Source organism: Mycobacterium sp. GA-1841, assembly GCF_001954135.1.
Lineage (GTDB): Bacteria > Actinomycetota > Actinomycetes > Mycobacteriales > Mycobacteriaceae > Mycobacterium.
Window position 1 is genome coordinate 72,638 of record NZ_MBEQ01000114.1, and the last position, 24,821, is coordinate 97,458.

The window sequence follows — 24,821 nt, forward strand, 5'->3', positions numbered from 1 at the left end:
TCAGAGTCCGCGCGCGGTCAGGTACGACGAAGCGGCCATTGCGTCGCCGGTGACATAGCTGGCACCGGACTCGGCCACACCGGCGCCCGAGCGTCCGAGTTCCTCGACGCCCTGGGCGGCCAGTGCCGTGTGCTGGGCACCGTGGGCGCTGAAACCGGTTGCGGTCTGCAGCGATACCGCGTCGGCCGCCGGCGGGATCACCGCCGACACCAGCGGCGCAGCCGCGGCGTGGGCGGCGGCCAGCCGGGCGGTGAGCGCCTCCACGGCAGCACTGGCCGCGGTCAATCCTTCGGGAACTACGCGCAATGTCATCAGAATTCCTTTCTCCCGTTGTTCACGGACAGTGCCGCGTCATCGATGAGTGGGTTGACGAGTTGGACGAACTCGGGCGCGTCGCCGTCCCCGAGCAACATGCCGCGTCCCGCGGGGAACCGGGCGAACCGGTGCCCGCGGAGCTTGCCGCTGTCGGCCGGATTGCCCGACAGCATCAGCGTTGTCGCCTGCAGATCGTTGAGACGACGCAGCAGCGGGGCGGTCATCACGGCGTGGGCCGATCCGGTGGCCCGGGCCGTCACGATGACCCGCAGACCCAGATCGGACGCCTCGGCCAACAGGTTCACGATGTTGGTCCACGGCCGTTGCCCGACAAACTGGCCGCTGACCGCCGGCCCGTCGGGAATCTGATCGACATCGTCGACGATCAGGTAGTGGATGTGACTGTCGGTCCCCGACCGGTAGTCCCACGCGCTGAGCTCCTGCGGGCTCAAACCAGCCGGCGGACGCCGCTTTTCGATGAGTGCCGACAGTCCCAGCATCGCGGGCAGCACGCGGTCGATGTTGGCCGTGTACTCGTTGTCCGGAAACAGCGGTTCCTCCACGAGGTGCAACCGCCGGTCGATGACGGTGAAGGCCACCTCGTCCGGCCGGGAGTTCTCCCGGATGGTCCGGATGATGTGCCGCAGCAGTGTCGTCTTGCCGGACCGCGCATCACCGAACACCGCCAGCAACGGGTTGTGCTTGAAGTCGAGCAGCACCGGTGCCAGGTCTTCTTCGCGCTGACCGATGACCACCTGCTCGGGGGCGGGATACAGCGGTGCCAGCGTCGCCGGGGCCAGCTGGGTTGGCAGCAGCCGCACCGGAGGTGCGCTCTGTCCCGGGTAGCGGGCGTTGATCACGGCGATGTCGGACAGCTGAGGTTCGGCGAACAGGAAGTGTTCGGCGGCCATGGTCAGGCCGCGGCCCGGCTGATCGGCGGGCACCGACTCGGCCGGCCGACGCATCGCGCCCACCACCCGCACGATGCTGTCGTGGCTGTCGTGCAGCTTGAGCTCCAGCCGCAGGCCCAGGCCGTCGCGCATGGCCAGCGGCACCTCCAGCCAGTTCGGCGTGGTGATCACGACGTGGATGCCGTAGGCCAGCCCAGCGTTGGCCAGCTCGGTCACCTTGGCCAGCAACGGGTTACGGGTGTTGAAGGTGTCGGTGTTGTCGCGGCTGAACGCATACAGGTTGTCGATGAGCAGGAACACTTCGCCATAACCGTCGGCGTACCGACCGACCCGGCTGACGGCGCCCTGCTGCTGACGCGCCCGCAGCAGTTGCTCGAGCTCACCGAACGTACGGCGGATGCGCTCGGGCTCCAGCGGGGAGGCCACACTGCCGACATGGGCCAGCTCGGCCAGGCCCGCGAGCTGCCCGCCGCCGTAATCCAGGGCGTAGAAGCTCACTTCGCTCGGCGAGTGCAGTGCTGCCGCCGACAGGACGAAGGTCTGCAGCGCCGTGGACTTGCCCGAGCGCGGACCACCGTGGATCAGCATGTTGGCTGCCGACGAGTTGGCGTCGAATACCAAGGCATCCCGGCGCATCTCGAAGGGCTTGTCGATTTCGCCCAGCGGCCAACGCAATTGACCGGCCTCGATGTCGGTACGGGCCAACACGTCGTCCAGCGCGATCGCGTCGTCCAGCGGCGGCAGCCACAGCTTCGGTGCCTGCGGGCCGTAGGTGGCGAGCTGGTCGCCGATGGTGGCGATCAGCTTGCGCGGCGGCGCCGCCGGGATTTCCGGCTCGTTGGTGACGATGATGGTGTCGGGCTCGGGCTCGACCCGCGAAGCGGTGAACAGCTGCGGCTGCGGCAGTGCCCGCACCACGATCGACTTCTCCGCGCGCGGCGGATCGTAGATGCCGTCGACGTAGGTGCTGCGGAACTTGATCGGCACCGCGCCCGGAGCGGGCACCAGGAAGCCCTCGCCCTTGTGTTCGCGGCCGGATTCGATGTGGTAGGCGTCCTCGACCCCGATGATCTGGCGGGAGATGCTGGGGCTGGCCACCTTCAGACCGATCCGGTAGGACGTGTTCTTGTCGATGTCCTTGATCCGGCCCACGTCCAGCGTCTGCGACGCGAACAGGATGTGGATCCGGAACGAACGGCCCTTACGGGCAACGTAATCGAACAGATCGGCGTACTCCGGATGCTCGGCGAGCATCAGGGTGAACTCGTCGGCGACCACGAACAGCGTCGGCATCGGCGGCAGGTCATGGCCCGCGGCGATCGCCGCTTCGTACTCGGTGACCGAGTTGAAGGCGCTGCCCTGCACCCGCCGGCCGGCCTCCTTCAGCAGCTGCTCACGACGGGCCACCTCACCGCGCAGGGTGTCGGCGAACCGGTCGGCCAGCGAACGCTTCTCGGCCATGTTCGAGATGACCGCGACGACCTGCGGGAAGTGGCGGAAGATGTCGGCTCCGGCCTCACCCTTGAAATCGGCGTAGATCACGATGAGCCGCTCGGCGGAGTGAGTGGTCAACAGCGACAACAGGATCGACATCAGGGTCTGGGACTTGCCCGAGCCTGTCATACCGATCATCAGGCCGTGCGGACCCATGCCGCCCTCGGCCTCGTCCTTCAGGTCGAAGTACAGCGGCTCGCCGGTGGCGGTGATGCCGATCGGCACACGCAGTTCGTCGTCACGGTTACGCGGCGCCCACAGGCTGGCCACATCCAGCGCCGCGGCGTCCGGGATGTCCAGCAGCGTGGTGAACGTCGCCCCGCCGGTGGCGGTGGACCGCACATAGCCGGGGTTGGAATCCCAGCGCGACAACCGCCGCGCGATGTGGGCGGCCTCGGCGGCTGACATCGCGTCGGCCCGGTCGACGTAGGGCTGCCAACCGCTGCTCTGCCACCGCTCGAGACGGCCCTCGGTGACCCGCAGGATGGGTCGCTCCGGATCGGGGTACTGCTCGCGGTTGGGCAGCTTGTCGCTGCGGTGGATCACGGTCACCCCGGTCAGGCCGGGCTTGCGCGCGATGTCGTCGGGATCGGCTTCGGGATCGTCGAGCACCACCAGCAGGTGCTTCAAGGCCTGATCCGCTTCGGTCGGGAACGCAGGCCGGCCGACCAGGGCCGAATCCAATTGTCCACGCAGCTCGGCAACACTGTTGGCCAGGTACCGAGCCGGACCGACGCCGTCGGCGTGGTTCGGAACGTCTACGTGCGGCAGCCATTTCAGCCATGACCAGTCGTCGGCGTCGACGTTGGGGGTGGCCAGCGCCACGCCGAGCATGGTCGGGTCGTGCCAGGTGACGGCCTGGGCGATCCAGGCGCGCAACACGTCGCGAACCTCGTCGGGCGCACCGATCACGGTGATCCGGGCGAGTTTGGTGACGTCGATGCCCGTCGGTGCGTCGCGTACGGTGCGCTGCACATCGAGCAGACCGCGAAGGGTGCTGTGCGACACCGGTTCCAGGTCGATCTCGTCGGCGGTGTCCTTGACCTTCAGCGCGGCATCCAGCGGCACATCGTGCAGCCCGGCGCGCAGCACCAGGAAGTCACGGTCACGCGGGTCGCGTTCCCACTGCCTGCGGGTGCCCGGAATGGTGGCCAGCACCTCGGGGTCCGGATGCGACCAGTCCAGCGCCTTGCGCTGCTCGGCGGCGTGGGCGCGGACGTTGTCGCGGACCACCGACAGGTAGCGCAGGTAATCGGCGCGTTCGGCGTCGACCTCCTCGGTACGCATCTTGTTGCCGCCGCCGCGGTAGAGCGCGGTGGCTGCCAACAACAGCACGAACGGGAAGAACAGCATGGTCGGCGAGATCATCCGCATGCCGGTGGCGAACAGCGCCACGATCATGCCGACGATCAGGATGACGATCAGGTACGGCAGCACCCGGCGGAGCAGTGACGGTGGAACGATCCGCTCCAACTGGGGTGGCGGCTCGATCGTGATGGTGCCCTTGCGGGTGGTCGGCGGGGCCAGCCTGCGCTGGTGCTCGAAGATCAGCCGGCTCATCGGGTCGCCTCCAGGCGTGCAGCGTTTGCATTTGACGACAGCGCATCGTGTGCGGTCAGGGCGTCGCCACGGGACAGGGTCGGGCCGGCCGCGAACTGCGTCAGTATCGACCAGGGGATGGGCAGGGCAGGCGAGGTGAGACCAAGTGCCTCAACAACTTTGTCGTCACCTGCGGTGTCGATGCCGTAGCGGACGCCAGTGTCACTCACCCAGAACAACGAACCAGCGGTCGGTGACCCGGGCTCGGCCCCGACGGTCTGCACGAAGTAACCGCTACCGGGGGTCAGCGCGACTCGGGAGGCAGTGCCGTCAGCGCCGGCTCCGACCAGGTCGACGGTGTGCAGTCCCTCGGGCACCGGCAGTGCCGCGCCCACGAGCACCGATAATCCGCTCTCGGTGGCACCCGCCGGCTTGATCCACTGCGCGCAGGTGACCGGGGCCGCTGACGGCGCCACCAACGTGACCGGCGCGTCCGGGTAGCCCGCGGTGTCGATCGCACCGGAGACCGGCATCCGCGACACCTCGTCGGGACCGATTCGCGGAGCCTGGTCCAAGCCATAGGAGTTGGTGTTGCGCAGGATCGAGGCCAGCACCGGGGAGACCGGCTGCAGCCCGTCGGACAGCACCGCGTAGTAGCGGGCGGTGTTGTCGGCGTCGTGGGCGGCGACCACGCCACCGACGGGCACCGGGGTCGACAACGCGTAGCTCGTCGGTGCACCGGCGTCGGCGATGGGCGGAACCGTCAGTGCCGACGACTCGGGAATGGCGTTGAACAGCCCGGCCGCGATCGGTCGCGGCGCCGGGATCTGCGCGCCGAGACCGAGGGCATCGGTGACCGCGCGGTTGGCCAGGTCGATGGGACTGCGCTTGCCGTCCCACAGCAGCCAGTCACCCGGCGTCGGTCCGACCGGATTGTGTACCAGCACAGCCTGATCGGACAGCAGCGGCAATGCCCGGCCATCTCCGGTCGCGAGTTCACCCGCGATGACCGTCACGCCGGCGTCGGTTCCGGACACGGCGTCGCAGACCGTCCAGTCGGCGGCGCTCGCCGCGCTCTGGACCATGCGCTCCGGCGCGCCGGGGATGCCCAGCAGATTGCCCCGGGAGAACTTGTCGATCTCGCTGGTCTTGACCGTGGTCGGGTTGTCCGACTTGCCGGCGATCAACCGCGCCGAGGTCAGGTTGAGGACCGGATGCAGCTGCTCACCGACCCGCACATACAGCGCCGCGGTCGACCGGTCGGCGAGGATCGCGTCGTTGCCCGCGACTCCTCCCGGCCGGAACAGCGAGAAGAGGAAGCAGCCGATCAGGCCGGTGACCAGGATCAGGGCACCGGTCAGCACTGCCCGGCTCTGTGTGCGCAGCGGGTCGACCAGCATCCGGGTGTCGTGCAGCGCCACGCCGGAAGCGATGCGGCGCTGGACAAATCGCCAGCCCGTGACCTGGTTCTTGGTGACGAAGCCGCGCCGGTAGGACACCTGGTCGGGATTGTCGTTGGCGGGCGTACGGGAAGTGAAAGAGCGGCGCTCGTCCTGAGGGTCGGGCGCGGTCATGCGGGCACCGTCAGACCCAGGCCACGCAGCAGCGGGGCAGCCGAGCTGTTCACGTCACCGGCGGTGATCGTCATCATCTCCTCGTCGGTGAAGTCGTCATTGTCGGAATGATCGAGGCGGTATTCGCGCTCCTCCTCGGAACGCTCGACCAGGTTGCGGACGAAGCGGCCGTTACCGGCGATGTCCAGGCTGCGTCGCGGCACACCGTTGGCGTCGGGCGTGGTGGCCTCCGCCAGGTAGCCGAACAGCCGCTCCATCTCGTCGTGCGCGGCCTTTTCGAACGTGCTGTCGCGCTTCTCGGCCATCCGCTCGGCGATCTCGACGAGTTCGGACGACGAGTACGACGGGAAATCGATGCTGCGGGTGAAGCGGGAACGCAGACCTTCGTTGGTGTCCAGGAACATGTCGAGGTCCTTGCGGTAGCCCGCGACGATTACCACGAGCCGGTCGCGGTCGTTCTCCATGCGGGCCAGCAGGGTGTCGATGGCGACCAGACCGAAGTCGTTCTTGGCGCCGGTGGACACCAACGCGTACGCCTCGTCGAGGAACAGCACACCGTCGAGTGCACTGTCGATGATCGCGTTGGTCTTGGCCTCGGTCTCACCGATGTGCTGACCGATCAAGTCGGCGCGGTGCACTTCGCGGACGGTCTCCTTCTTGAGAAGTCCGAGGCCGCAGTAGATCTTGGCGACGACGCGGGCGATGGTGGTCTTACCGGTTCCGGGCGGACCGGCGAACACCAGGTGGTTGGTGCGCTGCGCCACCGCGAGCCCGCGTTCCTGACGCCGGATCGACATGGCGACCGAACTCTTGAGCCGGGCCACCTGGAACTTCACTTCTTCCAGGCCGATGAACTCGGCGAGTTCGGCCTCTGCCTCGACGAGCAGGTGCGCCTTGCGTTCCTTGGCACCCGGGTCGACGAAGTCGGACTCCGAGGGTTCGGTGTCGGGGTCCCACGGATCGGTGCGGGCGTCGATGCGGGCGGCGGTGGTGATGAGCAGCCCGAAGGTCGGATCCGACAAGGCGTCTTCGACCTGTTTGTTCTCCGGGTGCGCGGCGAAGAGGTCCTGCAGCACCTCGCTCGCGTCCTCGTCCTCACCCTGGCCGCGCAAGGTCAGGGCCTTGGCGAGTGCGCCGTCGAGGGCGGCCACCGCGATGGGGCCGGACGGATCCTCCAGGTAGGACAGTGCAGGCGCCAGCATGCCGAGGCGGGCCAGGGCGATGCCCAGGGTGACCCGCGCGGCGTGCGCGGTGACCTCGTCGAGGGACGGATCGGTGACGACGGGCGTCAGCAGTCGCACCACGTCAGACCACCGCTGCGCACGATGGTTGATCGCCACCCGCAGCCAGGTGGCATTCAGCCATCCGGCCCTCCGGGCGAGCACCTCACCCACCAGCGCATCAGCCTCGGCGCAAGAGCCTGCCGCTGCGAGCCGGGCGGCGTAGGCAAGCTGGAAATCGTCCACGCCGGTGGCCCGGAACTGCAGATACAGTCCGGTGTCGTAGACGAATCCGAGATCGCCGGCGGAGAGGTCGATCTCGCGCTGCAGCAGCCCGGCGCTGCCCCGGGTACGCCACACCGCATCGATCACCGGACCCGACACGTCGCCCGCGGCGGCCAGCCCCGTCCACGCGTCGCAGTGGTCGTGTGCGATGCGTGTGAGGCCGGCGAAGCCGCTCCGGGCCGCGGCGAGATCGGCGGGCCGTTGCCGGTCATTCACCGTCAGGCCGAGCGCACGACAACATGTGGCGAAGCGGCTGATCACATCACGATCGAGCCGGGGCGCTCCGTGAGGCGGAGCCGCAAGCGTGTCACTACCCATATGTGTGCACGGGAGCGACAAAGCCCCCGTCTCTCTCCCTTATGTATGGCTAAGCTAACTTTTGCTGAAGTTAGCATTGCATAACTTCACTGTCGAGAGGCACGTATCCGGGCTAGCTCGTGAACTGCCTCACCTTTTGGTCGCGACCGCCAAGGTGATAGTTCCCGTCATCAAGCCCGCCTCGGAATCAGGAGCCGGGACCGGGCGGCCGTTCTCGGCCAAATACGCATGTAGCGGCGTCGGACGCGCATCCCAGCCGCGCGCACCGAACCACTGCTCAGCGGGAGCGTGCTGCTCGTTGTACACCAGGGTGAAGAATTCGTTCTCGTTGCCGGAAGCCAGCGCCTCGGCACGCTTGGCCTCGAATGCCTCGGCCGGCATCGGCGTCGCCTCCTCGATGCCGACGAAGCTGCCCGGCGCCGCCAGCGCATCGATGCCAGCAAACAGCCGTTCCTGTGCTGTGGCAGGCAGATAGATCAACAGGCCCTCGGCAATCCACGCCGAAGGCTGCGACGGGTCGAAACCGGCGGCGCGAAGGGCCGCAGGCCAGTCCTCCCGCAGATCGATCGCCACCTCGCGCCGCTCCGCCGTCGGCGTCTCACCATGTCGGGCCATGATGTCGCGCTTGAATTCGAGCACACGGGGCCGATCCAACTCATAGACCACCGTGCCGTCGGCCCACGGCAACCGGTAGGCGCGCGAATCCAGCCCGGCCGCCAACAGCACCACCTGTTTGACGCCGGCGCCGATCGCCCGGATGAAGTACTCGTCGAAGTACTTTGTGCGGGCGCCCTGGAAGTTGACAAAGTTCTCACCGAACTCGGTGTGCAGCGGATGCTCGGGGTCGGTGCCCTCTACGGCGGTCGTCCAGTCACCGCCGACCGCGCGGCAGAACCACTCGGCATGCCGGTCGACGGCGAGTGGATCGGCCTTGCGTGCCTCCAAAGCCCTTGAGGCGGCGACGAATAACGCCGTCTGCCCGACGCTCGTCGTGATATCCCAGTTGTCGTTGTCTGTCCTACCCTCGCTATGCACGAGCGCGAGGGTACGCCGAGCTGACAGTCAGACCAGTGGACGCCCGGTGCGGATGCGCCGGTCCAGGTCCTTGAGCAGCAGGTTGAACGGGAACTGCCGCAGGAACGAGGGCAGCAGGTCGTTGATCGTGCGCAGCACCGCGATCAGCCGGTCGAACCGCTTCTGGCTCTTGGCGTCCCAGGGCAACCGCATCTCGTCGCGGAAGCGCTGCGGCAAAAATCCCGTGGTGATCAGCAGGGCTGTGGCGTCGAGGCGACGCTGAATCGCGCGGGGCAGAATCGGCTTCTTGGGCCGGCCCGCCGCGATCGGATACAGGTAGGACCGCACGGTGTCGTCGATGTGCAGCTTCTCGAGCGATTCCTCCCAGTACCGGTCGAACGCGGCCCGGTCGGCCGGCCACATGTCCTCGGGCACCTGCAGCGTCGTGCCCATCGTCACGCTGTCGCGGTAATGCCGGTCGGCGGTCTCGTCGTCCAACTCGCCGACGAACATCCGGAACACGTCCACCCCGCCCTTGTAGAGGCACGCGGCGACCCATAGCTGCAGGTTCTTGTCGAACGCGTTGTACTGCACCGGACTGTCCTCGGTGGAGTAGACCTGCGCGTGCGCCTTGTTGACCGCGCGACGGAAGGCCGCCTTCTGCGCGTCGCTGCCCCGGGTGGCCACGGCCAGATAGGTGAACGTGGTCCTGGCCCGCTTGATCGGGTGCAGGTCGGTGCGCCCGCTTTCGACGCGGCTCTCGACGACGCCGTACCCGACGCCCGGATTGGCCAGCTGCATGACCACGTTGGCCGGGCCGGCCAACAACGCCACGCCCATCAGACCGTCGTCGAAGCTTGCCCCGCGTCGACGCCGCTTCGGCGCTACCCCGGGTCCCGACGACTCGCTCATCGACCGTTCGACATGCGGCACCGGATCGCTGACCGTCATGGCCACCCTCCTAGAACTGAGAACTCATGTTTCCTGATACTGGCCTGGCAGTCTGACAGGTGTCAAGATGTGGGGATGAAGCAGGTCCGCCCGTACCGCGGCGTCGAAGCGGCCGACCGCCTCGCGCAACGACGCAGCCAGCTACTGGAGGCCGGGTTGGACCTGCTCGGAGCCGAGGACGCCGAGGTGACAGTGCGCGCCGTCTGCCGCACCGCCGGGTTGGCCGCGCGGTATTTCTACGAAAGCTTCGTCGACAAGGATCAGTTCATCGCCGCGGTGTACGACTGGGTGATCACCGACATCGCCACCTCGACGCAGGCCGCCGTGGCCGCCGTGCCACTGGCCGAGCAGAGCACCGCGGGCATGGCCAACATCGTCCACCTGATCGCCGAGGATCCGCGGATCGGTCGGCTGCTGTTCAGCGTCAAACTGTCCAACGACGTGCTGACCCGCAAACGCGTCGAGTCGGTGGCGCTGTTCGCTCGACTACTGGGCCAACATGCCGGTGATGCATTGCGCCTCGAGGACAACGACTTCCGCAAGGCCACCTCGTATTTCGCTGTCGGCGGGGTGACGCAGACGATCAGTGCCTGGCTGTCCGGGGAAGTCACGCTCTCCCCCGAACAGCTCATCGGACGATTGCGCTCGATGCTCGATGCGCTGGCCCGGATGCAGCACCCAGGAGGCTGACCTATTCGAACCTGCGCGTCACCGACGGCGCCCAGCCCGGATCCCCGGTGGTGGCGTAGCGGATCCAGCTGCCGTGCATCTGGTCGGCCAACGTGACCGCAGGCTCGCCGGGCCCGACCAGCCCGTGCGGTCCGCGTAGTGACTCCAGGCCGATGCAGTCGAAGACGAACGGCAGCTCCACCGCGTGGGCTGCACCGAGTGCACCGTCGACAGCTCCTGAGCGCCAAGAGAATTCGTAACGGTGCGTAGCGGCGCCACCCAGTTCCGCATGGGTTCGGGCCGTCCTCTCGCTGCCGGTCCGAAACAACGCGTCACCGAGAATCGCTGCGCGCAGTGCGCCCCAGCCGGCCCGGGGGAAGCGGGCGCGGTACCGCTGCACGACGGCGGCCGGGTCAGAGTCCACCCGGGCGGCGATCTGCTCGACGTCATCGCGGGTCGACGTGTTGACGAGACCCTGCGGAACCAGATACAAATTGCCTTCCTCGGTGTTGGTCCCGATGAGCAGACCCACCGCGGGGTTGAGCCGCTGCGCCGGCTGTTCTTCCAGCACCAAGCTGAACGCACTCAAACCCAGCAGCGGGTCGAAACTTGCCTCGGTGCGCAGGTCGAGCCCGGACACCTCGGCAACCACCTCGACGAGTTGGTCGTCGGTCAACCGATCGAAGGCCGCGACGGTGGGCTCGAGATCCAGAGCCGCGGCCGCGGCCAGGCTCACCCGTGCAGCCTGTTCTGGACTGAACGCACCGAAGCCGTTGCCGCTCTGCAGGATTGCCCGACGGATCAACCGCTGAACGCCGTGCGTGGCCAGCGCGCCGGCGGTGATCGTCGCGCCGGCTGACTGTCCGAACAGGGTGACGTTGCCGGGATCGCCGCCGAATGCCTCGATGTTGTCCTGCACCCAGCCCAGTGCGGCCAACACGTCGAGCAGGCCACGATTGGGTACCGCTCCGGCGAGGTCCAGAAATCCGGTGATTCCCAGCCGGTAGGTGACCGTCACCAACACCAGGCCGTCACGGGCGAAGGCGGTGCCGTCGTAAAGGGGGAACGGGTGGAGCCGGCGACGAAACCGCCTCCGTGCACGAACACCAGCACCGGTCGGCGGTCGGCGTTCGGCGGGGCCCAGACGTTGACCGTGAGGTAGTCAGAGCCCCGCACCCAGCCCGGACCGAAGAAGGGCGACATGTCCAGGCGGCCGAAGCCGTTACGGCATGGCTGTGGTGCGGTGGGGCCGGGCTGCGTCGCATCGCGAACATCACGCCACGGCTCGTGGGCCGCCGGAGCCGCAAACCGGCCCGCCACCGAGGGCGGGGCGGCATACGGAACGCCGAGAAACCTCAGGGCATGCGGGGTCCGCAGCCCCCGCACGGCACCGGTTGCGGTCTCGACGATCGGTTCAACCATGCTCAGGCCCCCGTCACCCGGTCCAGCGGTGCCCACGCCCTGATCGCATACCGGTCGCCGTCGCGGCTCACCTCGGCACCGCCGTGCCCGCCGAAGTGGGCCGGTATCACCAGGGTGTTTGTGTCAGCGGCCTGGCCCAGTACCCGCCGCCGGGTGGCCCGCGCCTGTGCCGGATCCTCGCAGTAGCAGCTGTTGGTGTCGGGTTCGACGATCTGCAAGGCAGTGTGCATCATGTCGCCGACGAAGACCGCACGGTCGCCGCCAGAGTGCAGCCTGACGACCGCGGAGCCCGGGGTGTGTCCCGGGGCCGCTTCCAGCGTCAGGTTGGCATCGATCTGGAACACGTCTTCCCACAGCACCGTCTGCCCGGCGGCGTGGACCGGCGCAACGCTGTCGAGGAACACGTTGTCCCGTCCCGCGACCACGTCACTCCTGTTGTCCGGATTCCAGAAATCGAAGTCGGCTCGCGGCATCAGGTAGGTGGCGTTCGGGAAGGTCGGGATCCAGTCGTCGTCATCGAGGTAGGTGTTCCAGCCGACGTGGTCGACATGCAGATGGGTGTTGATCACCACGTCGACATCTTCGGGAGCAACACCGGCCCGGGCCAGGTTCCCGAGAAAATCGGTGTCCAGGTGATGCCACACCGGGGCATGGGGCCGGTCCTTGTGGTTGCCCACCCCGGTGTCGACCAGAATGGTCCGGCCCTCGCTGCGCAGTACCCAGGTCTGGATGGCCGAGACGCAGACGTCGTCACCGGGGTCGTAGAAGTCCGGCGCCAGCCATCCTTCGTTGCGACGCCATATCTCGTCGGGACTTTCCGGGAAGAACTCCTGCGGCGACAGCCGGACCGATCCGTAGTACTCCATCACCCGGGTCACGCGGACATTGCCCAACACGATTTCGTTCATGTCCCCAGCGTGATTTCGCGGGCATCCGCCAACCAGGCTCAGCTGTGCCTACCACTGGCAGGGACAGGCACGGCTCGGACGATCGGGGGCATAGTGGGGTCATGACCGGACAACTCGGAGAATTCCTGCGGGCCCGGCGTGGACGGCTGAGCCCGGAGGATGTGGGGCTGTCCCGGTACGGCGAACGACGCCGGGTGGCGGGGCTGCGACGGGAAGAGGTTGCCCAGCTTGCCGGGGTCAGCGTGTCGTACTACACCCGCCTGGAACAGGGTCAGTCGGTCAATGCCTCGGAGGCAATTCTCGACGCGCTGGCACGGGCCCTGCAATTGGATGTTCACGAGCAGGCGCATCTGCGGGAATTGGCGGCCCAACGCGCACAACCCCCCCGACGTCCCCCGGTCGAACGCGTCAGCGCACCGACCCGTGACCTGTTGCGTTCGCTGGATCACCTGCCGGTGCTGGTGATCGGCCGTCGCACCGATGTGCTGGCGTGGAATGAGCTCGGGCATGCCCTGTTGGCCGGCCATGTGGATTTCACGTCGGTGGACAATCCGGCGACCCGGCCTAATCTGGCCCGGCTGCTGTTCCTCGACTCGCACACCCGAGACCTCTATGTGGATTGGCATCGCAAGGTTCGGACCGTGGTCGGCAGCCTGCGCCTGGCCGCGGGCCGACATCCTGACGATGCGCTGTTGTCGGGGCTGATCGGTGAATTGTCGGTGAAGAGCCCGGAATTCGCGTCGCTGTGGGCCGATCACCGTGTCAAACCGTGCGAGGCAGACTCCTATGACCTTCGCCATCCGCTCGCCGGACCGCTCACCGTCACCATGCAGAACCTGAAACTCGCCCGCGACGTCGAACAATCACTGTGTGTGGTGACGACGGCGGAGGGTTCGAGTTCAGCAGATGCGTTGCAGCTCCTCGCGCGGGAACGCCGGGACAAAGATATCCACGCCCCGAGTGCCCTGTGACGCGCATGATGGCGGTATGACCGATCCCGAGCAGACCCCCGGACAGGGTGTGGCCGATACCGGTGTCCTGGTGGCCGCGATTCGTGCCCGGGAAAACCGGCGCCCCGACCGGCTTTTCACCGATCCATTCGCGGAGAAGCTCGCCGGCGATTCAGGACAGCGCATGCTCGCCGAGGCCGTCGCCGCGGCCGGGGACAAATCCACATTGCAGATCGTGGTGCGCACCCGGTTCTGGGACGAGGCACTGCTGGACGCGGCGTCGGCGGCGCGGCAGGTGGTGATTCTCGCCGCGGGCCTGGATGCGCGCGCCTACCGGCTGCCCTGGCCCGACGGCAGCACGCTGTACGAACTCGACCAGCCGGCCGTGATCGCGGCCAAGGCCGACGCGCTGGCCGGCGACCGGCCCCGCTGCCGTCGGGTCGCCATCGGCGTCGATCTCACCACCGACTGGTCCGAAACCTTGCAGGCCAACGGCTTTGACGCGGCGCAACCGACCGTGTGGTTGATCGAGGGATTGCTGCAATATCTCGACGAGGACGCCGTACACACCCTGTTCCGGCGGGTGAACACCTTGTCTGTGCAAGGCTCGGTGCTGCTCTACGACATCGTCGGCAAGACCTTGTTGGACAACGTGATGCTCGCGGCGGTCCGCGAGCAGATGGCCCGCAATGGTGCACCGTGGTTGTTCGGCACCGACAGCCCGGAACAACTGTGCGAACCGTTAGGCTGGTCAGCGGTGGTCACCGATGTGGCCGAACCGGGAAACAAGTGGAATCGGTGGTTCGCCCCGGCGGTGCCGCTGGATGTTCCAGGCGTCCCACGCGGATATTTCGTCACCGCCACGAAGCGGTAAGCGTCGTGGCGCCTTGCGCTGTCACGGTCCGCCACAGTCACGCCAGAGTGACTGCGGTGTGTGACAGCCACGCCGGCGTGACAATGACGCGTAAGGCCGAAAGTGCCAGCCCGACCAGGGCGAAAAATCAGCGGGCATCGACACCCACCGGCGGACGCCGATCGGCGGCGGTCTTGGGCGTCGTCTGGGCGTCGTTGTCGGTGAATTCCTTGGTCCAGCAGGCAAATTCCAGTGTGATGCCATCGGGGTCGAGGAAGTAGAACGACCGGACGTACACGCCGGGATGCACGGTCGCCGACGCCTGCATCGGACTGTCGTCGTGGTTGAGCACCGGGCCGACGCGAACGCCCTTGGCCTTGAGTTTCTGCCGATACTCGTCGAACTTCTCGGCGGGCACGTGTAGGGCGATGTGGTTGAGTGAGCCGGTGGCGCTGACGAATTCACCGATGCCCGGTATCGCGGCCGGCGCCGAAATCCCCGGTACCCCGTCGGGGGCATCGCGGAACCAGAAGAACGCGATGCAGTCGCCGTTGCCCGCATCGAAGAAGAAGTGCTGACCCATGTCGCCGGGCAGGTCGAGCGATTTGATCAACGGCATCCCGAGCACGTTGGTGTAGAAGTCCACCGTGCGCGCCATGTCCGCACAGACCAGCGCGACATGGTTGATGCCGCCGAACTCGAACTCCGGGTTGGGATTGTCAGGCTTGATCACGTCGATACACCTCCGGGCCGAACGCGCCGATGACTGGCGCGGCTGCGCATCTGAATCTAACATCAGATTTAGATGTGATCAATGGAGTGAGGAAATCCGTGACCGTCAGCCCTCGTACCCCTCTGCCGACCGCCCGCGGCCGCCAAACCCAGGCGGCGATCGACAACGCCGCTCGTGCGGTGATCGCCCGCAAGGGCCTCCTGGCCACCACCATCACCGACATCGCCTCCGAGGCGGGCCGCTCTGCCGCGTCGTTCTACAACTATTACGCCTCGAAAGAGGCCATGGTCCGTGAATGGGCCCTGCGGTTTCGCAACGAGGCCCGCGAACGCGCGCTTCCGGCGACGGCACCGAATCTGACCAACTGGGAACGCTGCCATCAGGCGGCCTCCGCGCACTGGACGACCTACCGGCACCGCCTGGCCGAGATCATCAGCGTGTCGCAGATGGCGATGATCGACGACGATTTCGCCGAGTACTGGGACGAGATCTGCCAGCTACCGATCGCCATGATCACCGAAATGGTCAAACATGCTCAGCAGCAAGGGTTCTGCCCCGATGATGACGCCCACCTGACCGCGGTGGCGCTGGTGTCGATGCTCAACCAGTTCTGCTACACCCAACTGTCCGGCGGACGCGACACCACCGCCGACGACACTGCCTGCATCACCACCCTGGCCAATGTGTTCTACCGGACCATCTACCACGAGGAGACCCCGCGTTCATGAGTACAGCGTCACCGGCAGTGGTTCGCGAGTTCATCGGCCTGGAATCACCGACCGGCCACCGCGCCGGCGCGGGTGGGCACCCGTGCCAGGGGCTCTACTATCGCAGCACGGAACACAAACCCACAGTGGCCGTGATCGCCACGCACTACCAGATCGACTTCTCCGAGCACTACATCGCCGACCATCTGGCCACCCGAGGCATCGGCTTTCTCGGCTGGAACACCCGGTTCCGCGGATTCGAGAGCAGCTTTCTCCTGGACCACGCACTGGTCGACATCGGGGTCGGCGTGCGCTGGCTCCGTGAAGTACAGGGCATCGAAACTGTTGTCCTGCTGGGCAACTCCGGCGGCGGCTCGCTGATGGCCGCCTACCAGTCCCAGGCCGTCGACCCGAACGTGCAGCCACTGGAGGGGATGCGGCCGGCGACGGGCCTGACCGACCTCCTACCCGCCGACGGATACGTGGCCAGCGCGGCCCATCCCGGTCGGCCGGATGTGCTGACCGCCTGGATGGACGCCTCCGTCGTCGACGAGAACGACGCCATCGCCGGCGATCCCGAGCTGGACCTGTTCGACGAGCGCAACGGCCCGCCGTTCTCGGCCGACTTCGTCAACCGCTATCGCGCAGCGCAGGTGGCACGCAACGACAAGATCACCGACTGGGCCGAGCACGAGCTGAAACGGGTTAAGGCAGAGGGCTATTCAGACCGTCCGTTCACCGTGATGCGCACCTGGGCCGATCCACGGATGGTCGATCCGGCCATCGAGCCGACCAACCGGCAGGCCAACCTGTGCTATGCCGGGGTACCGGTCAAGGCGAACCGCTCGGCCCGCGGCATCGCCGCCGCCACCACGCTGCGCAACTGGATCGGCATGTGGAGCCTGCGGCATGCCCAGACGCGGGCCGAACCACACCTGGCCCGAATCTCCTGCCCGGCGCTGGTCATCAACGCCGACCAGGACACCGGAGTGTATCCGTCGGACGCCCAACGCATTTACAATGCGCTGGCGAGCACAGACAAGGAGCAGTGCTCCATCCACACCGATCATTACTTCACCACCCCGGGCGCCCGCGGTGAGCAAGCCGATACCATCGCCGGATGGATCGCGAAGCGGTGGCAGTGAATCCGGAACCGATCCGAGTCCTGGCGCATTTCACCCCGGGCGACAAAGTGTTGGATCTCCTTGCAGCCCATAAAGACTGGCTGGACGTACACTTCTGCGACGAGGACGACGACGCCACGTTCTACCGGGAACTCCCAGCCGCCGAGGTGCTCTGGCACGTCCTGCGGCCGATCTCTGGCGACGACCTGCAGCGCGGGCCGCGGCTGCGGCTGGTGCACAAGCTGGGTGCCGGGGTGAACACCATCGACGTGGACACCGCCGACCGGCTCGGCATCCTGGTGGCCAACATGCCCGGTGCCAACGCCCCGTCGGTGGCCGAGGGCACCGTGCTGCTCATGCTGGCTGCACTGCGCCGATTACCGGAACTCGACCGTGCCACCCGGGACGGCAACGGCTGGCCATCGGATCCCAGCCTGGGTGAGACCGTCCGCGACATCGGTGGCTGCACGGTCGGGTTACTCGGCTACGGCAATGTCGCCAAGCGCGTCGAGAAGATCGTCATCGCCATGGGCGCCGACCCCGCCCAGGTGATCCACACCAGCACTCGCGACACCGGTCATCCGCAGTGGCGCACCCTGTCGACACTGTTGGGGGCCAGCGACATCGTCTCGCTGCATCTGCCGTTGACCGACGCGACCCGCGGACTACTCGACCGCGAGGCGTTGGCGAAGATGAAGCCGGGCGCCGTCGTCGTCAACACCGCACGAGGGCCGATCATCGACGAGCCCGCCCTGATCGACGCCCTTCGCACCGGCACGTTGGCCGCGGCCGGTCTGGATGTGTTCGCCGAGGAGCCGGTGCCGCCCGGCAATCCCCTGCTCGCGCTGCCCAACGTGGTGCTGACCCCGCACGTCACCTGGTACACCGTCGACACCATGCGCCGCTATCTGACCATGGCGATCGACAACTGCCGCCGGATCCGCGATGGTGAACCACTGGCCCACGTGGTGAACGGGGTGAGATAGGGCGACGGAGTGGCGCCGGTCACGTCGGGGTACCCTCGGGCCCAACCGACCGGTTAATAGAGATATGCCCCGGATGGAGGAACCGCATGCCCATTGCGATTACGTCTGAGCACAGCGATCTGGCCGACTCGGTCCGATCCCTGGTCGCCCGGGTGGCGCCGGCGGAGGTGCTGCACGAAGCGCTCGAGACACCGGTCCCCAACCCCCCGCCGTATTGGAAGGCCGCAGCCGATCAGGGCCTGCAGGGTGTCCACCTCTCGGAAACCGTTGGCGGGCAAGGCTTCGGCGTCCTCGAATTGGCCATCACCCTGGCCGAGTTCGGCTACGGCGCGGTGCCGGGACCGTTCGTGCCGTCCGCCATCGCAAGCACCTTGATCTCCGCGCACAACCCCGAGGCGAAGATCCTCACCGGCCTGGCTTCCGGTGACACCATCGCCGCATACGCCATCGACTCCGGCCTGACCGCGACTCGTCACGGCGAGGGCCTGGTGATCCGTGGCGAGGCCCGGGCGGTGCCGGCCGCGGCGCAGGCCTCGGTGCTGGTGCTGCCGGTCGCGATCGATTCCGGGGTGGAGTGGGTGGTGCTGGACGCCGCCGACCTGGAGATCGAGCCGGTGCCCAGCGTCGATCCCCTGCGTCCGCTGGCGCATGTGCGGGCCAACGCCGTCGAGGTCGGCCCCGCTGAGGAGGCCGACCGCGTGCTGGCCAACCTGGGCGCAGCCCGGGCCCGGGCGCTGATTTCCACGTTGTTGTCCGCCGAGGCCATCGGTGTCGCGCGCTGGGCCACCGACACCGCAACCGGTTACGCCAAGATCCGTGAACAGTTCGGTAGGCCGATCGGCCAGTTCCAGGCGATCAAGCACAAGTGCGCCGGGATGATCGCCGAGACCGAACGGGCCACCGCGGCGGTCTGGGACGCGGCCCGCGCCTTGGACGAGACGCAGGAAAGCTCCTCTGCGCAAACCCATTTCGAGTTCGCCGCCGCAGTGGCCGCCACCCTGGCTCCCGCCGCAGCGCAGCACACCACCCAGGACTGCATCCAGGTGCACGGTGGCATCGGATTCACCTGGGAACACGACACCAACGTGTACTACCGCCGTGCGCTGGTGCTGGCGGCGTGTTTCGGACGTGCCGCGGACTACCCGCAGCTGGTGGTCGACACCGCGACCGCCACCGGTATGCGCCCGGTCGATATCGACCTGGATCCCGACACCGAGAAGCTGCGTGACGAAATCCGCGCCGAAGTGGCTGCACTCAAAGCGATTCCGAGCGGGGCCGAGCGCAATACCGCGATCGCCGAGGGCGGTTGGGTACAACCACACCTGCCCACGCCGTGGGGCCGCGCGTCGGAACCGATCGAGCAGATCATCATCGCCCAGGAATTCAGCACCGGCCGGGTGAAGCGCCCGCAGATGGGCATCGCCTCCTGGATCATCCCGTCGATCGTGGCGTTCGGCACCGACGAGCAGAAGCAGCGGTTCCTGCCGCCGACGTTCCGCGGCGAGATGATCTGGTGTCAGCTGTTTTCCGAGCCGGGTGCCGGTTCGGACCTGGCCAGCCTGACCACCAAGGCCACCAAGGTCGACGGCGGCTGGCGGATCACCGGACAGAAGATCTGGACGACCGGGGCCCAGTTCTCGCAATGGGGCGCACTGTTGGCCAGGACAGACCCGAGTGCGCCGAAACACCAGGGCATCACGTATTTCCTGCTCGACATGTTCAGTGAGGGTGTCGAGGTCAAGCCGCTGCGCGAGCTCACCGGCAACGCGATGTTCAACACGGTGTTCATCGATGACGTGTTCGTGCCTGACGACATGGTGCTCGGTGAGGTCAACCGCGGGTGGGAGGTCAGCCGCAACACGTTGACCAACGAGCGGGTGTCGATCGGCAGCAGCGAGCCACCGTTCCTCGCCAATCTCGATCAGTTCGTGGCGTTCCTCGGGGCGGGACAGTTCGACCAGATCGACCAGAACCGGGCGGGCCAGCTGATCGCCGAGGGGCATGCCGCCAAGGTGCTCAACCTACGGTCCACCCTGCTGACACTGGCCGGGGGCGACGCGATGCCCGCCGCCGCGATCTCCAAGCTGCTGTCGATGAAGACCGGTCAGGGCTATGCGGAGTTCGCGGTGGCCTCGTTCGGCACCGACGGCGCCATCGGCGATCCCGATCAGGAGTACGGCCGGTGGGCCGAGTACCTGCTGGCCAGCCGGGCCACCACGATCTACGGCGGCACGACCGAGGTGCAGCTCAACATCATCGCCGAACGCCTGCTGGGCCTGCCGCGCGATCCGTAAGTCTTTCCTTCCTGCGAAAAGACATAAACCCGTACCAAATTGCCGGTTTTGGTGCGGGTTTGTGTCTGCTCGCCAAGGTGTCAGGCGTACCGTCGAAATAGACGGCTACCAGAAACGGTTGACACTCGATGATGAGTACGTCACGACAACGCCTTCTGCGCCCGATCATGGTGGGCGCAGCCGCGCTGTCGGTCGTCGTCGCACCGACCGCCGTTTGGTCTCAACTCGCCCCACCCGCCGACACCCAGGCCCAGCCACCATGTGTGAACGGGGTGGTTCCGTGGAACCCCTACGTGGTGAACTGCAATCTGCCGCCACGGCAACCTCGGGTACGCGGGGCCGCTCCTGATGCGGGCGCGATCATCGCGTGCCGGGACCGGCCGGGCTGCTTGGCCTGGTACATCAACGGGCCGCCATGACAACGTGACCTGACAATGTGAGTGGGCGATATGGGCAGCGACAAGAACGATGTCGAAAAGCGTTGGCATGACCCGGCGGTGTTTCGTGCCGCGGTGACCTACGTCGTGTGCGTCGCCGCGGTCGCCGGTGTGGCCCTTGCTTTCTACGCCTTCGACCGTTCGACACTGTCGGCCGTCTTGGTCCCGACCATCACCTTCCTCGGCGGGGTCGGCGCGTTCATCCGGACGTATCAGGTGTGGCGAGCAGAGGGCACCTGGCCGATCTGGCAGGGGGCCGGCTGGTTCCTGCTGGCACTGTCGCTCGTGTGCCTGGCCGTACCGGGCAGCGCGATGATGGCTTAGCACCCCTCGGGCGAATCTAAGGCAGGATCGAGTCGACGTAACCGCCGTCGACCCGCAACGCCCCGCCCGTGGTGGCCGAAGCCAACGCAGAAGCCAAGTAGGTCACCATGTTCGCGATCTCTTCAGGCTCGATCAGCCGCTGGATCAGAGACTGCGGGCGATGCTTGATCATGAACTCCCGCTGCGCGGCCTCCCACGGCAATGATCTGTCGACCAGCTGGTAGACGAAATCCTCGACCCCGGCAGTGTGGGTCGGTCCGGCGATCACCGAGTTCACGGTCACACCGGTGCCCGCGGCCTCTTTGGCGAAACCGCGCGACACCGCGAGCAGTGCCGTCTTGGACACCCCGTAGTGGATCATCTCGGCCGGTGTCACGATCGCCGAATCACTGGCGATCTGGATGGCGCGGCCCCAGCCGCGCTCGGTCATCCCGGGCAGGTAGCTACGGATGAGTCTCACTGCCGCAAGGACGTTCACGTCGAAGTAGGTGCGCCACTGGTCGTCGGTGATCTCCAGCGGCGGCACGGCACCGAAGATGCCCAGGTTGTTCACCAGGATGTCGACGTCGGGCAGCTGACGCACCAGCTCAGCTGTCCCCTCCTCGGTCGCGACGTCGGCGGCCACCCCCAGAACGTCGAGGTCACCCAGCTTGGAAACGGCTTCGTCGACGCGCGCCGCCGTGCGGCCGTTGACGGCCACCCGGGCACCGGCGCGGGCCAGTTGTTCGGCGATGGCCAGCCCGATGCCCTGGGTCGAGCCGGTGACCAGCGCGGTCTTTCCGGTCAGATCGATGTTCACAAGGCTGTACTACCACCGACGCGGGCAACCTATTCCAGGTCGCGCAACTCGCGCTTGAGGATCTTGCCGGTCGGGTTACGCGGCAGCTCGTCGAGGAAGACCACCTCGCGCGGAACCTTGTAGCGGGCCAGATGTTCTTTGACGTAGGCCTTGATCGCCTCTTCGTCGATGCTGGCGCCCTCGACCTTCACCACGAAGGCCTTCAGCCGCGCACCCCACTCCTTGTCCTCCACACCCAGCGCGGTGGCCTCGACGACCTCGGGGTGTCCGCTGATCAAATCCTCGACCTCGGCGGGGAACACGTTCTCGCCTCCGGAGACGATCATCTCGTCGTCACGGCCGCTGACGTACAACAGCCCGTGTTCGTCGAAATAACCGACGTCGCCCGAGGACATCATGCCGTCGATGATCTGCTTGTGCCCGCCGCCCGTATATCCCTTGAACGGGAAGGTGTTTCGCACGAAGATTCGGCCCACCTCACCCTGCGGGAGCTCGTTGCCGTTGTCGTCGAAGATCTTGACGGTGATGCCCTTGACCACCGGCCCGACCGTCGACGGGTTGATCGACAGGTCCTGGGGTCGCGCGATGCTGGCGAACGCGATCTCGGTGGATCCGTACAGGTTGTAGATGACCGGCCCGAGATCCTTCAGCGCCCGCGACGCCAGCTCCGCCCCGAGCTGAGACCCGGAGACGAACACGATCCGCAACGAGGACAGATTCGGCTTGGGCTTCATCTGCTCGAGGTGGTCGAGCATGCGCGAGAGCATCACCGGCACCACGACCATGGCAGTGACGCCGTGGCGCTCGACATCGTCGAACACCGTGGCCGGCTTGAACCGGCGGCGCAGCACCAGCGTGCTGCCGAGCATCATCGCGATGGTGGAGTGCAGGAACCCGAGCGCATGAAACATCGGCGCCGGCAGCGCAGTCACCTCGCCGGCCTTGAACGGGACATGCGAGAGCACCCCGCCGACCGGGGCCAGCGACGGCGGGGCGGCACGGTTGGCGCCCTTGGGCGTTCCGGTGGTGCCGCTGGTCAGGATGATGATCGAGGGGTGCTTGGCGGCCTTGGGCGCGGGGCGGCCGTTGCCGCGTGCGATGACGTCGGCCAGTGTCTCGTCGGTGCTGCCCGACGGTTCTTCGGAATCCGGGTTGTGGCCCAGCGCCCGCAGCTTGCCCAGCTCCGGTTCGGCCTGTGCGACGGCACCGGTGTACTCGTCGTCGTAGATGATCACCTTCGCGCCTTCGCGCGCAGACACCTCTTTGATCTGCGGCCCGGAAAACTCGGTGTTGAGCATGATGATCCGGGCGCCCACCCGGGCGGCGCCGTAGAGCGACACCAGGAACCACCGGTGGTTGCGGCACAGGATCGCCACCCCGTCACCGCCCCGCACACCCATCGTGAGCAGCTCGTTGGCCACCGCGTGGGCGGCCGCGTCGAGCTCACCGAACGTGAATTCGCCCTCGTCGTCGATGACGGCGACACGCTCGGGATGACGACGCGCGTTGAGAGCCGGGATCATCCCGATCTCACCCCAGGTGCGGATGTCGGCCAACATGGCGACCATGTGTTGCGGCGGCTCCAACCGGAGCGCACCCGCCTCGAACATCTTGCGCGCGTAGTGCAATTCGGCCGCACCGCGCTCCACATACTCTTTGGCCTTGGCCGTGAGGTTCGCCGGCAGGTCAGACAAACTAGGCATGCCGCCACAATATGTGACAGCTATCAAGCCGGGGACGGTAACTAGCATGTGGTCATGGCCGGTGCAATGTCGCTGGAGATCGACGGCCTCGAGGTGGCGGTGAGCCACCCCGACAAGGTCGTTTTTCCCGACGTGCACGTAACCAAGCTCGACCTGATCAACTACTACCGGTCTGTCGCCGACGGCGCACTGCGCGGGGTGTACGGCCGCCCGATGATCCTCAAACGGTTCGTCAAGGGCATCACGACCGAGGCCATCTTCCAGAAGCGGGCGCCGGAAAAGCGGCCGGACTATGTCGAGGTGGCCGAGCTCAAGTACCGGTCGGGCACCTCGGCCAAGGAGGCGGTGCTGCGCGATGCCGCCGGGTTGGCCTGGGCGGTGAACCTCGGTTGCGTCGACCTCAACCCCCATCCCGTGCGGGCCGAGGACCTCGACCACCCCGACGAATTACGGGTCGACCTCGACCCGATGCCCGGCGTCGACTGGTCGCAGATCGTCGCCGTCGCCCACGTCGCGCGCGAGGTACTCGAGGACCATGGCCTGACCGCCTGGCCCAAGACGTCGGGATCGCGCGGCTTTCACATCTACTCCCGTATCCACCCGCGCTGGCCGTTCACCAAGGTGCGGTTGGCCGCCGAGACCGTGGCCCGGGAGGTCGAGAATCGGGTGCCTCAGCTCGCCACCGCGCGGTGGTGGAAGGAGGAACGGGGCGAACGGGTCTTCGTCGATTTCAATCAGAACGCCAAGGACCGCACCGTGGCGTCGGCCTATTCCGTGCGGGCCACCCCGGATGCCCGGGTGTCCACCCCGCTGCGCTGGGACGAGGTCGACGGCTGCCGCCCCGAGGCGTTCACGATCGCCACCGTGCCCGACCGGTTCGCCGAGATCGGTGACCCGTGGGAAGGCATGGACACCACGGCCGGGGAATTGGACGGATTGCTCGCGCTCGCGAAGGAACTCGGCCCGGCCGAGAAAGCGCCCAAGGGCGCGTCCCGGGACGGGCGCCGAGTCTCTTCGATGCCGCTCATCGAGATCGCCAAGACCAAGACCAAGGACGAGGCACTCGCCGCCCTCGAGGTCTGGCGTGAACATCATCCGGCCGCGGCCGCACGACTGGAGCCCGTCGACGTCCTCCTCGACGGCATGCGCGGGCCGAGTTCGATCTGGTACCGGGTGCGGCTCAACCTGCAGCATGTACCCGAGGACGAGCGCCCGCCGCAGGAAGAGTTGATCGCCGATTACAACCCGTGGGAGCACTACCGCGGCGCGCAGTGGAAGCGGGGGTGAGACG

General features: G+C 67.0%; 20 protein-coding genes and 1 pseudogene. 10 read left to right on the forward strand and 11 right to left on the reverse strand.

The genetic code is table 11. The features are described 5' to 3' along the window. The 6 genes from A5740_RS26120 to A5740_RS26145 all read right to left on the reverse strand — a co-directional run bounded on the left by A5740_RS26120 (nt 1) and on the right by A5740_RS26145 (nt 9,621). The gene (locus A5740_RS26120) at nt 1–312 is read right to left on the reverse strand and encodes a PE family protein (protein ID WP_076199008.1); all 312 of its coding nucleotides are present in this window, start codon (nt 310–312) and stop codon (nt 1–3) included. Continuing rightward, entirely contained in the window at nt 312–4,280 is a 3,969-nt protein-coding gene (eccCa, locus tag A5740_RS26125; protein WP_076199010.1) for a type VII secretion protein EccCa, read from the reverse strand. The genes A5740_RS26120 and eccCa overlap by 1 nt, the downstream gene beginning before the upstream one ends. Continuing rightward, entirely contained in the window at nt 4,277–5,833 is a 1,557-nt protein-coding gene (gene eccB, locus A5740_RS26130; RefSeq protein ID WP_076199012.1) for a type VII secretion protein EccB, read from the reverse strand. The genes eccCa and eccB overlap by 4 nt, the downstream gene beginning before the upstream one ends. After that, nucleotides 5,830–7,599: a type VII secretion AAA-ATPase EccA gene (eccA, locus tag A5740_RS26135; protein ID WP_076199014.1), complete on the reverse strand. Its 1,770-nt coding sequence runs from the start codon at nt 7,597–7,599 to the stop codon at nt 5,830–5,832. Before eccA ends, eccB begins: the two co-directional genes overlap by 4 nt. A gap of 186 nt (nt 7,600–7,785) precedes the next feature. Next, entirely contained in the window at nt 7,786–8,691 is a 906-nt protein-coding gene (locus tag A5740_RS26140) for a class I SAM-dependent methyltransferase (RefSeq protein ID WP_076199016.1), read from the reverse strand. A gap of 27 nt (nt 8,692–8,718) precedes the next feature. Further along, nucleotides 8,719–9,621, reverse strand: a complete 903-nt coding sequence (locus A5740_RS26145) for an oxygenase MpaB family protein (RefSeq protein ID WP_076199018.1) — start codon at nt 9,619–9,621, stop codon at nt 8,719–8,721. 75 nt (nt 9,622–9,696) lie between these two features. Here A5740_RS26145 and A5740_RS26150 point away from each other — a divergent pair, with 75 nt between their 5' ends. After that, entirely contained in the window at nt 9,697–10,311 is a 615-nt protein-coding gene (locus A5740_RS26150) for a TetR/AcrR family transcriptional regulator (RefSeq protein ID WP_076199020.1), read from the forward strand. Nucleotide 10,312: 1 nt separating this feature from the next. On the opposite strand, the pseudogene A5740_RS26155 reads toward A5740_RS26150, so the two are convergent. Then, nucleotides 10,313–11,712 (reverse strand): annotated as a pseudogene (locus tag A5740_RS26155) (carboxylesterase/lipase family protein). Between the two features lie 2 nt (nt 11,713–11,714). Next, on the reverse strand, nt 11,715–12,620 hold the full coding sequence (locus tag A5740_RS26160) for an MBL fold metallo-hydrolase (RefSeq protein WP_076199022.1): 906 nt from the start codon (nt 12,618–12,620) through the stop codon (nt 11,715–11,717). 101 nt (nt 12,621–12,721) lie between these two features. Between A5740_RS26160 and A5740_RS26165 the strand changes: the two genes are divergently transcribed. Together A5740_RS26165 and A5740_RS26170 are read left to right on the forward strand one after the other, a co-directional pair. After that, complete coding sequence (locus A5740_RS26165; protein ID WP_076199024.1) at nt 12,722–13,591, forward strand: helix-turn-helix transcriptional regulator; 870 nt, start codon at nt 12,722–12,724, stop codon at nt 13,589–13,591. Nucleotides 13,592–13,607: 16 nt separating this feature from the next. Further along, a complete protein-coding gene (locus A5740_RS26170) occupies nt 13,608–14,444 on the forward strand; it encodes an SAM-dependent methyltransferase (protein WP_076199026.1) in 837 nt (278 codons plus the stop codon). Nucleotides 14,445–14,571: 127 nt separating this feature from the next. Here the strand turns inward: A5740_RS26170 and A5740_RS26175 are convergent, their stop codons facing one another. Then, on the reverse strand, nt 14,572–15,156 hold the full coding sequence (locus A5740_RS26175) for a VOC family protein (RefSeq protein ID WP_076199028.1): 585 nt from the start codon (nt 15,154–15,156) through the stop codon (nt 14,572–14,574). Between the two features lie 98 nt (nt 15,157–15,254). Between A5740_RS26175 and A5740_RS26180 the strand changes: the two genes are divergently transcribed. From A5740_RS26180 to A5740_RS26205, 6 genes are all read left to right on the forward strand, one after another. Next, nucleotides 15,255–15,884, forward strand: a complete 630-nt coding sequence (locus A5740_RS26180) for a TetR/AcrR family transcriptional regulator (RefSeq protein ID WP_076199030.1) — start codon at nt 15,255–15,257, stop codon at nt 15,882–15,884. Beyond that, nucleotides 15,881–17,008 carry an alpha/beta hydrolase gene (locus tag A5740_RS26185; protein WP_076199032.1) on the forward strand — a complete coding sequence of 376 codons (1,128 nt, stop codon included), beginning with the start codon at nt 15,881–15,883 and terminating at the stop codon, nt 17,006–17,008. The genes A5740_RS26180 and A5740_RS26185 overlap by 4 nt, the downstream gene beginning before the upstream one ends. Beyond that, nucleotides 16,984–17,973: a 2-hydroxyacid dehydrogenase gene (locus A5740_RS26190; protein ID WP_175616371.1), complete on the forward strand. Its 990-nt coding sequence runs from the start codon at nt 16,984–16,986 to the stop codon at nt 17,971–17,973. The genes A5740_RS26185 and A5740_RS26190 overlap by 25 nt, the downstream gene beginning before the upstream one ends. Before the next feature lie 86 nt (nt 17,974–18,059). Further along, complete coding sequence (locus A5740_RS26195) at nt 18,060–20,267, forward strand: acyl-CoA dehydrogenase (RefSeq protein ID WP_076199034.1); 2,208 nt, start codon at nt 18,060–18,062, stop codon at nt 20,265–20,267. A gap of 131 nt (nt 20,268–20,398) precedes the next feature. Then, complete coding sequence (locus A5740_RS28880) at nt 20,399–20,686, forward strand: hypothetical protein (RefSeq protein WP_076199076.1); 288 nt, start codon at nt 20,399–20,401, stop codon at nt 20,684–20,686. Nucleotides 20,687–20,716: 30 nt separating this feature from the next. Further along, nucleotides 20,717–21,028 (forward strand): hypothetical protein, encoded by a 312-nt coding sequence (locus tag A5740_RS26205; RefSeq protein WP_076199036.1) that lies wholly within the window; start codon nt 20,717–20,719, stop codon nt 21,026–21,028. A gap of 16 nt (nt 21,029–21,044) precedes the next feature. On the opposite strand, the gene A5740_RS26210 is transcribed toward A5740_RS26205, so the two are convergent. Together A5740_RS26210 and fadD2 are read right to left on the reverse strand one after the other, a co-directional pair. Continuing rightward, nucleotides 21,045–21,827 carry an SDR family NAD(P)-dependent oxidoreductase gene (locus A5740_RS26210; RefSeq protein ID WP_076199038.1) on the reverse strand — a complete coding sequence of 261 codons (783 nt, stop codon included), beginning with the start codon at nt 21,825–21,827 and terminating at the stop codon, nt 21,045–21,047. Between the two features lie 29 nt (nt 21,828–21,856). After that, nucleotides 21,857–23,530 (reverse strand): long-chain-fatty-acid--CoA ligase FadD2, encoded by a 1,674-nt coding sequence (fadD2, locus tag A5740_RS26215; RefSeq protein WP_076199040.1) that lies wholly within the window; start codon nt 23,528–23,530, stop codon nt 21,857–21,859. Nucleotides 23,531–23,584: 54 nt separating this feature from the next. On the opposite strand from fadD2, the gene ligD reads away from it, so the two are divergent. Continuing rightward, the gene (gene ligD, locus A5740_RS26220; RefSeq protein WP_076199078.1) at nt 23,585–24,817 is read left to right on the forward strand and encodes a non-homologous end-joining DNA ligase; all 1,233 of its coding nucleotides are present in this window, start codon (nt 23,585–23,587) and stop codon (nt 24,815–24,817) included. The last annotated feature ends 4 nt before the right edge of the window (nt 24,818–24,821 follow it).

Bases quoted from the DNA above. Each gene is read 5' to 3' on its own strand.
- A5740_RS26195 (WP_076199034.1), top strand. From the start codon at position 18,060: ATGCCCATTGCGATTACGTCTGAGCACAGCGATCTGGCCGACTCGGTC.
- A5740_RS26150 (WP_076199020.1), top strand. From the start codon at position 9,697: ATGAAGCAGGTCCGCCCGTACCGCGGCGTCGAAGCGGCCGACCGCCTC.
- eccCa (WP_076199010.1), bottom strand. From the start codon at position 4,280: ATGAGCCGGCTGATCTTCGAGCACCAGCGCAGGCTGGCCCCGCCGACC.
- A5740_RS26160 (WP_076199022.1), bottom strand. From the start codon at position 12,620: ATGAACGAAATCGTGTTGGGCAATGTCCGCGTGACCCGGGTGATGGAG.
- A5740_RS26205 (WP_076199036.1), top strand. From the start codon at position 20,717: ATGGGCAGCGACAAGAACGATGTCGAAAAGCGTTGGCATGACCCGGCG.
- eccB (WP_076199012.1), bottom strand. From the start codon at position 5,833: ATGACCGCGCCCGACCCTCAGGACGAGCGCCGCTCTTTCACTTCCCGT.
- A5740_RS26190 (WP_175616371.1), top strand. From the start codon at position 16,984: ATGGATCGCGAAGCGGTGGCAGTGAATCCGGAACCGATCCGAGTCCTG.
- A5740_RS26170 (WP_076199026.1), top strand. From the start codon at position 13,608: ATGACCGATCCCGAGCAGACCCCCGGACAGGGTGTGGCCGATACCGGT.
- A5740_RS26165 (WP_076199024.1), top strand. From the start codon at position 12,722: ATGACCGGACAACTCGGAGAATTCCTGCGGGCCCGGCGTGGACGGCTG.
- A5740_RS26185 (WP_076199032.1), top strand. From the start codon at position 15,881: ATGAGTACAGCGTCACCGGCAGTGGTTCGCGAGTTCATCGGCCTGGAA.
- A5740_RS26145 (WP_076199018.1), bottom strand. From the start codon at position 9,621: ATGACGGTCAGCGATCCGGTGCCGCATGTCGAACGGTCGATGAGCGAG.
- A5740_RS26120 (WP_076199008.1), bottom strand. From the start codon at position 312: ATGACATTGCGCGTAGTTCCCGAAGGATTGACCGCGGCCAGTGCTGCC.
- ligD (WP_076199078.1), top strand. From the start codon at position 23,585: ATGGCCGGTGCAATGTCGCTGGAGATCGACGGCCTCGAGGTGGCGGTG.
- fadD2 (WP_076199040.1), bottom strand. From the start codon at position 23,530: ATGCCTAGTTTGTCTGACCTGCCGGCGAACCTCACGGCCAAGGCCAAA.
- A5740_RS28880 (WP_076199076.1), top strand. From the start codon at position 20,399: ATGAGTACGTCACGACAACGCCTTCTGCGCCCGATCATGGTGGGCGCA.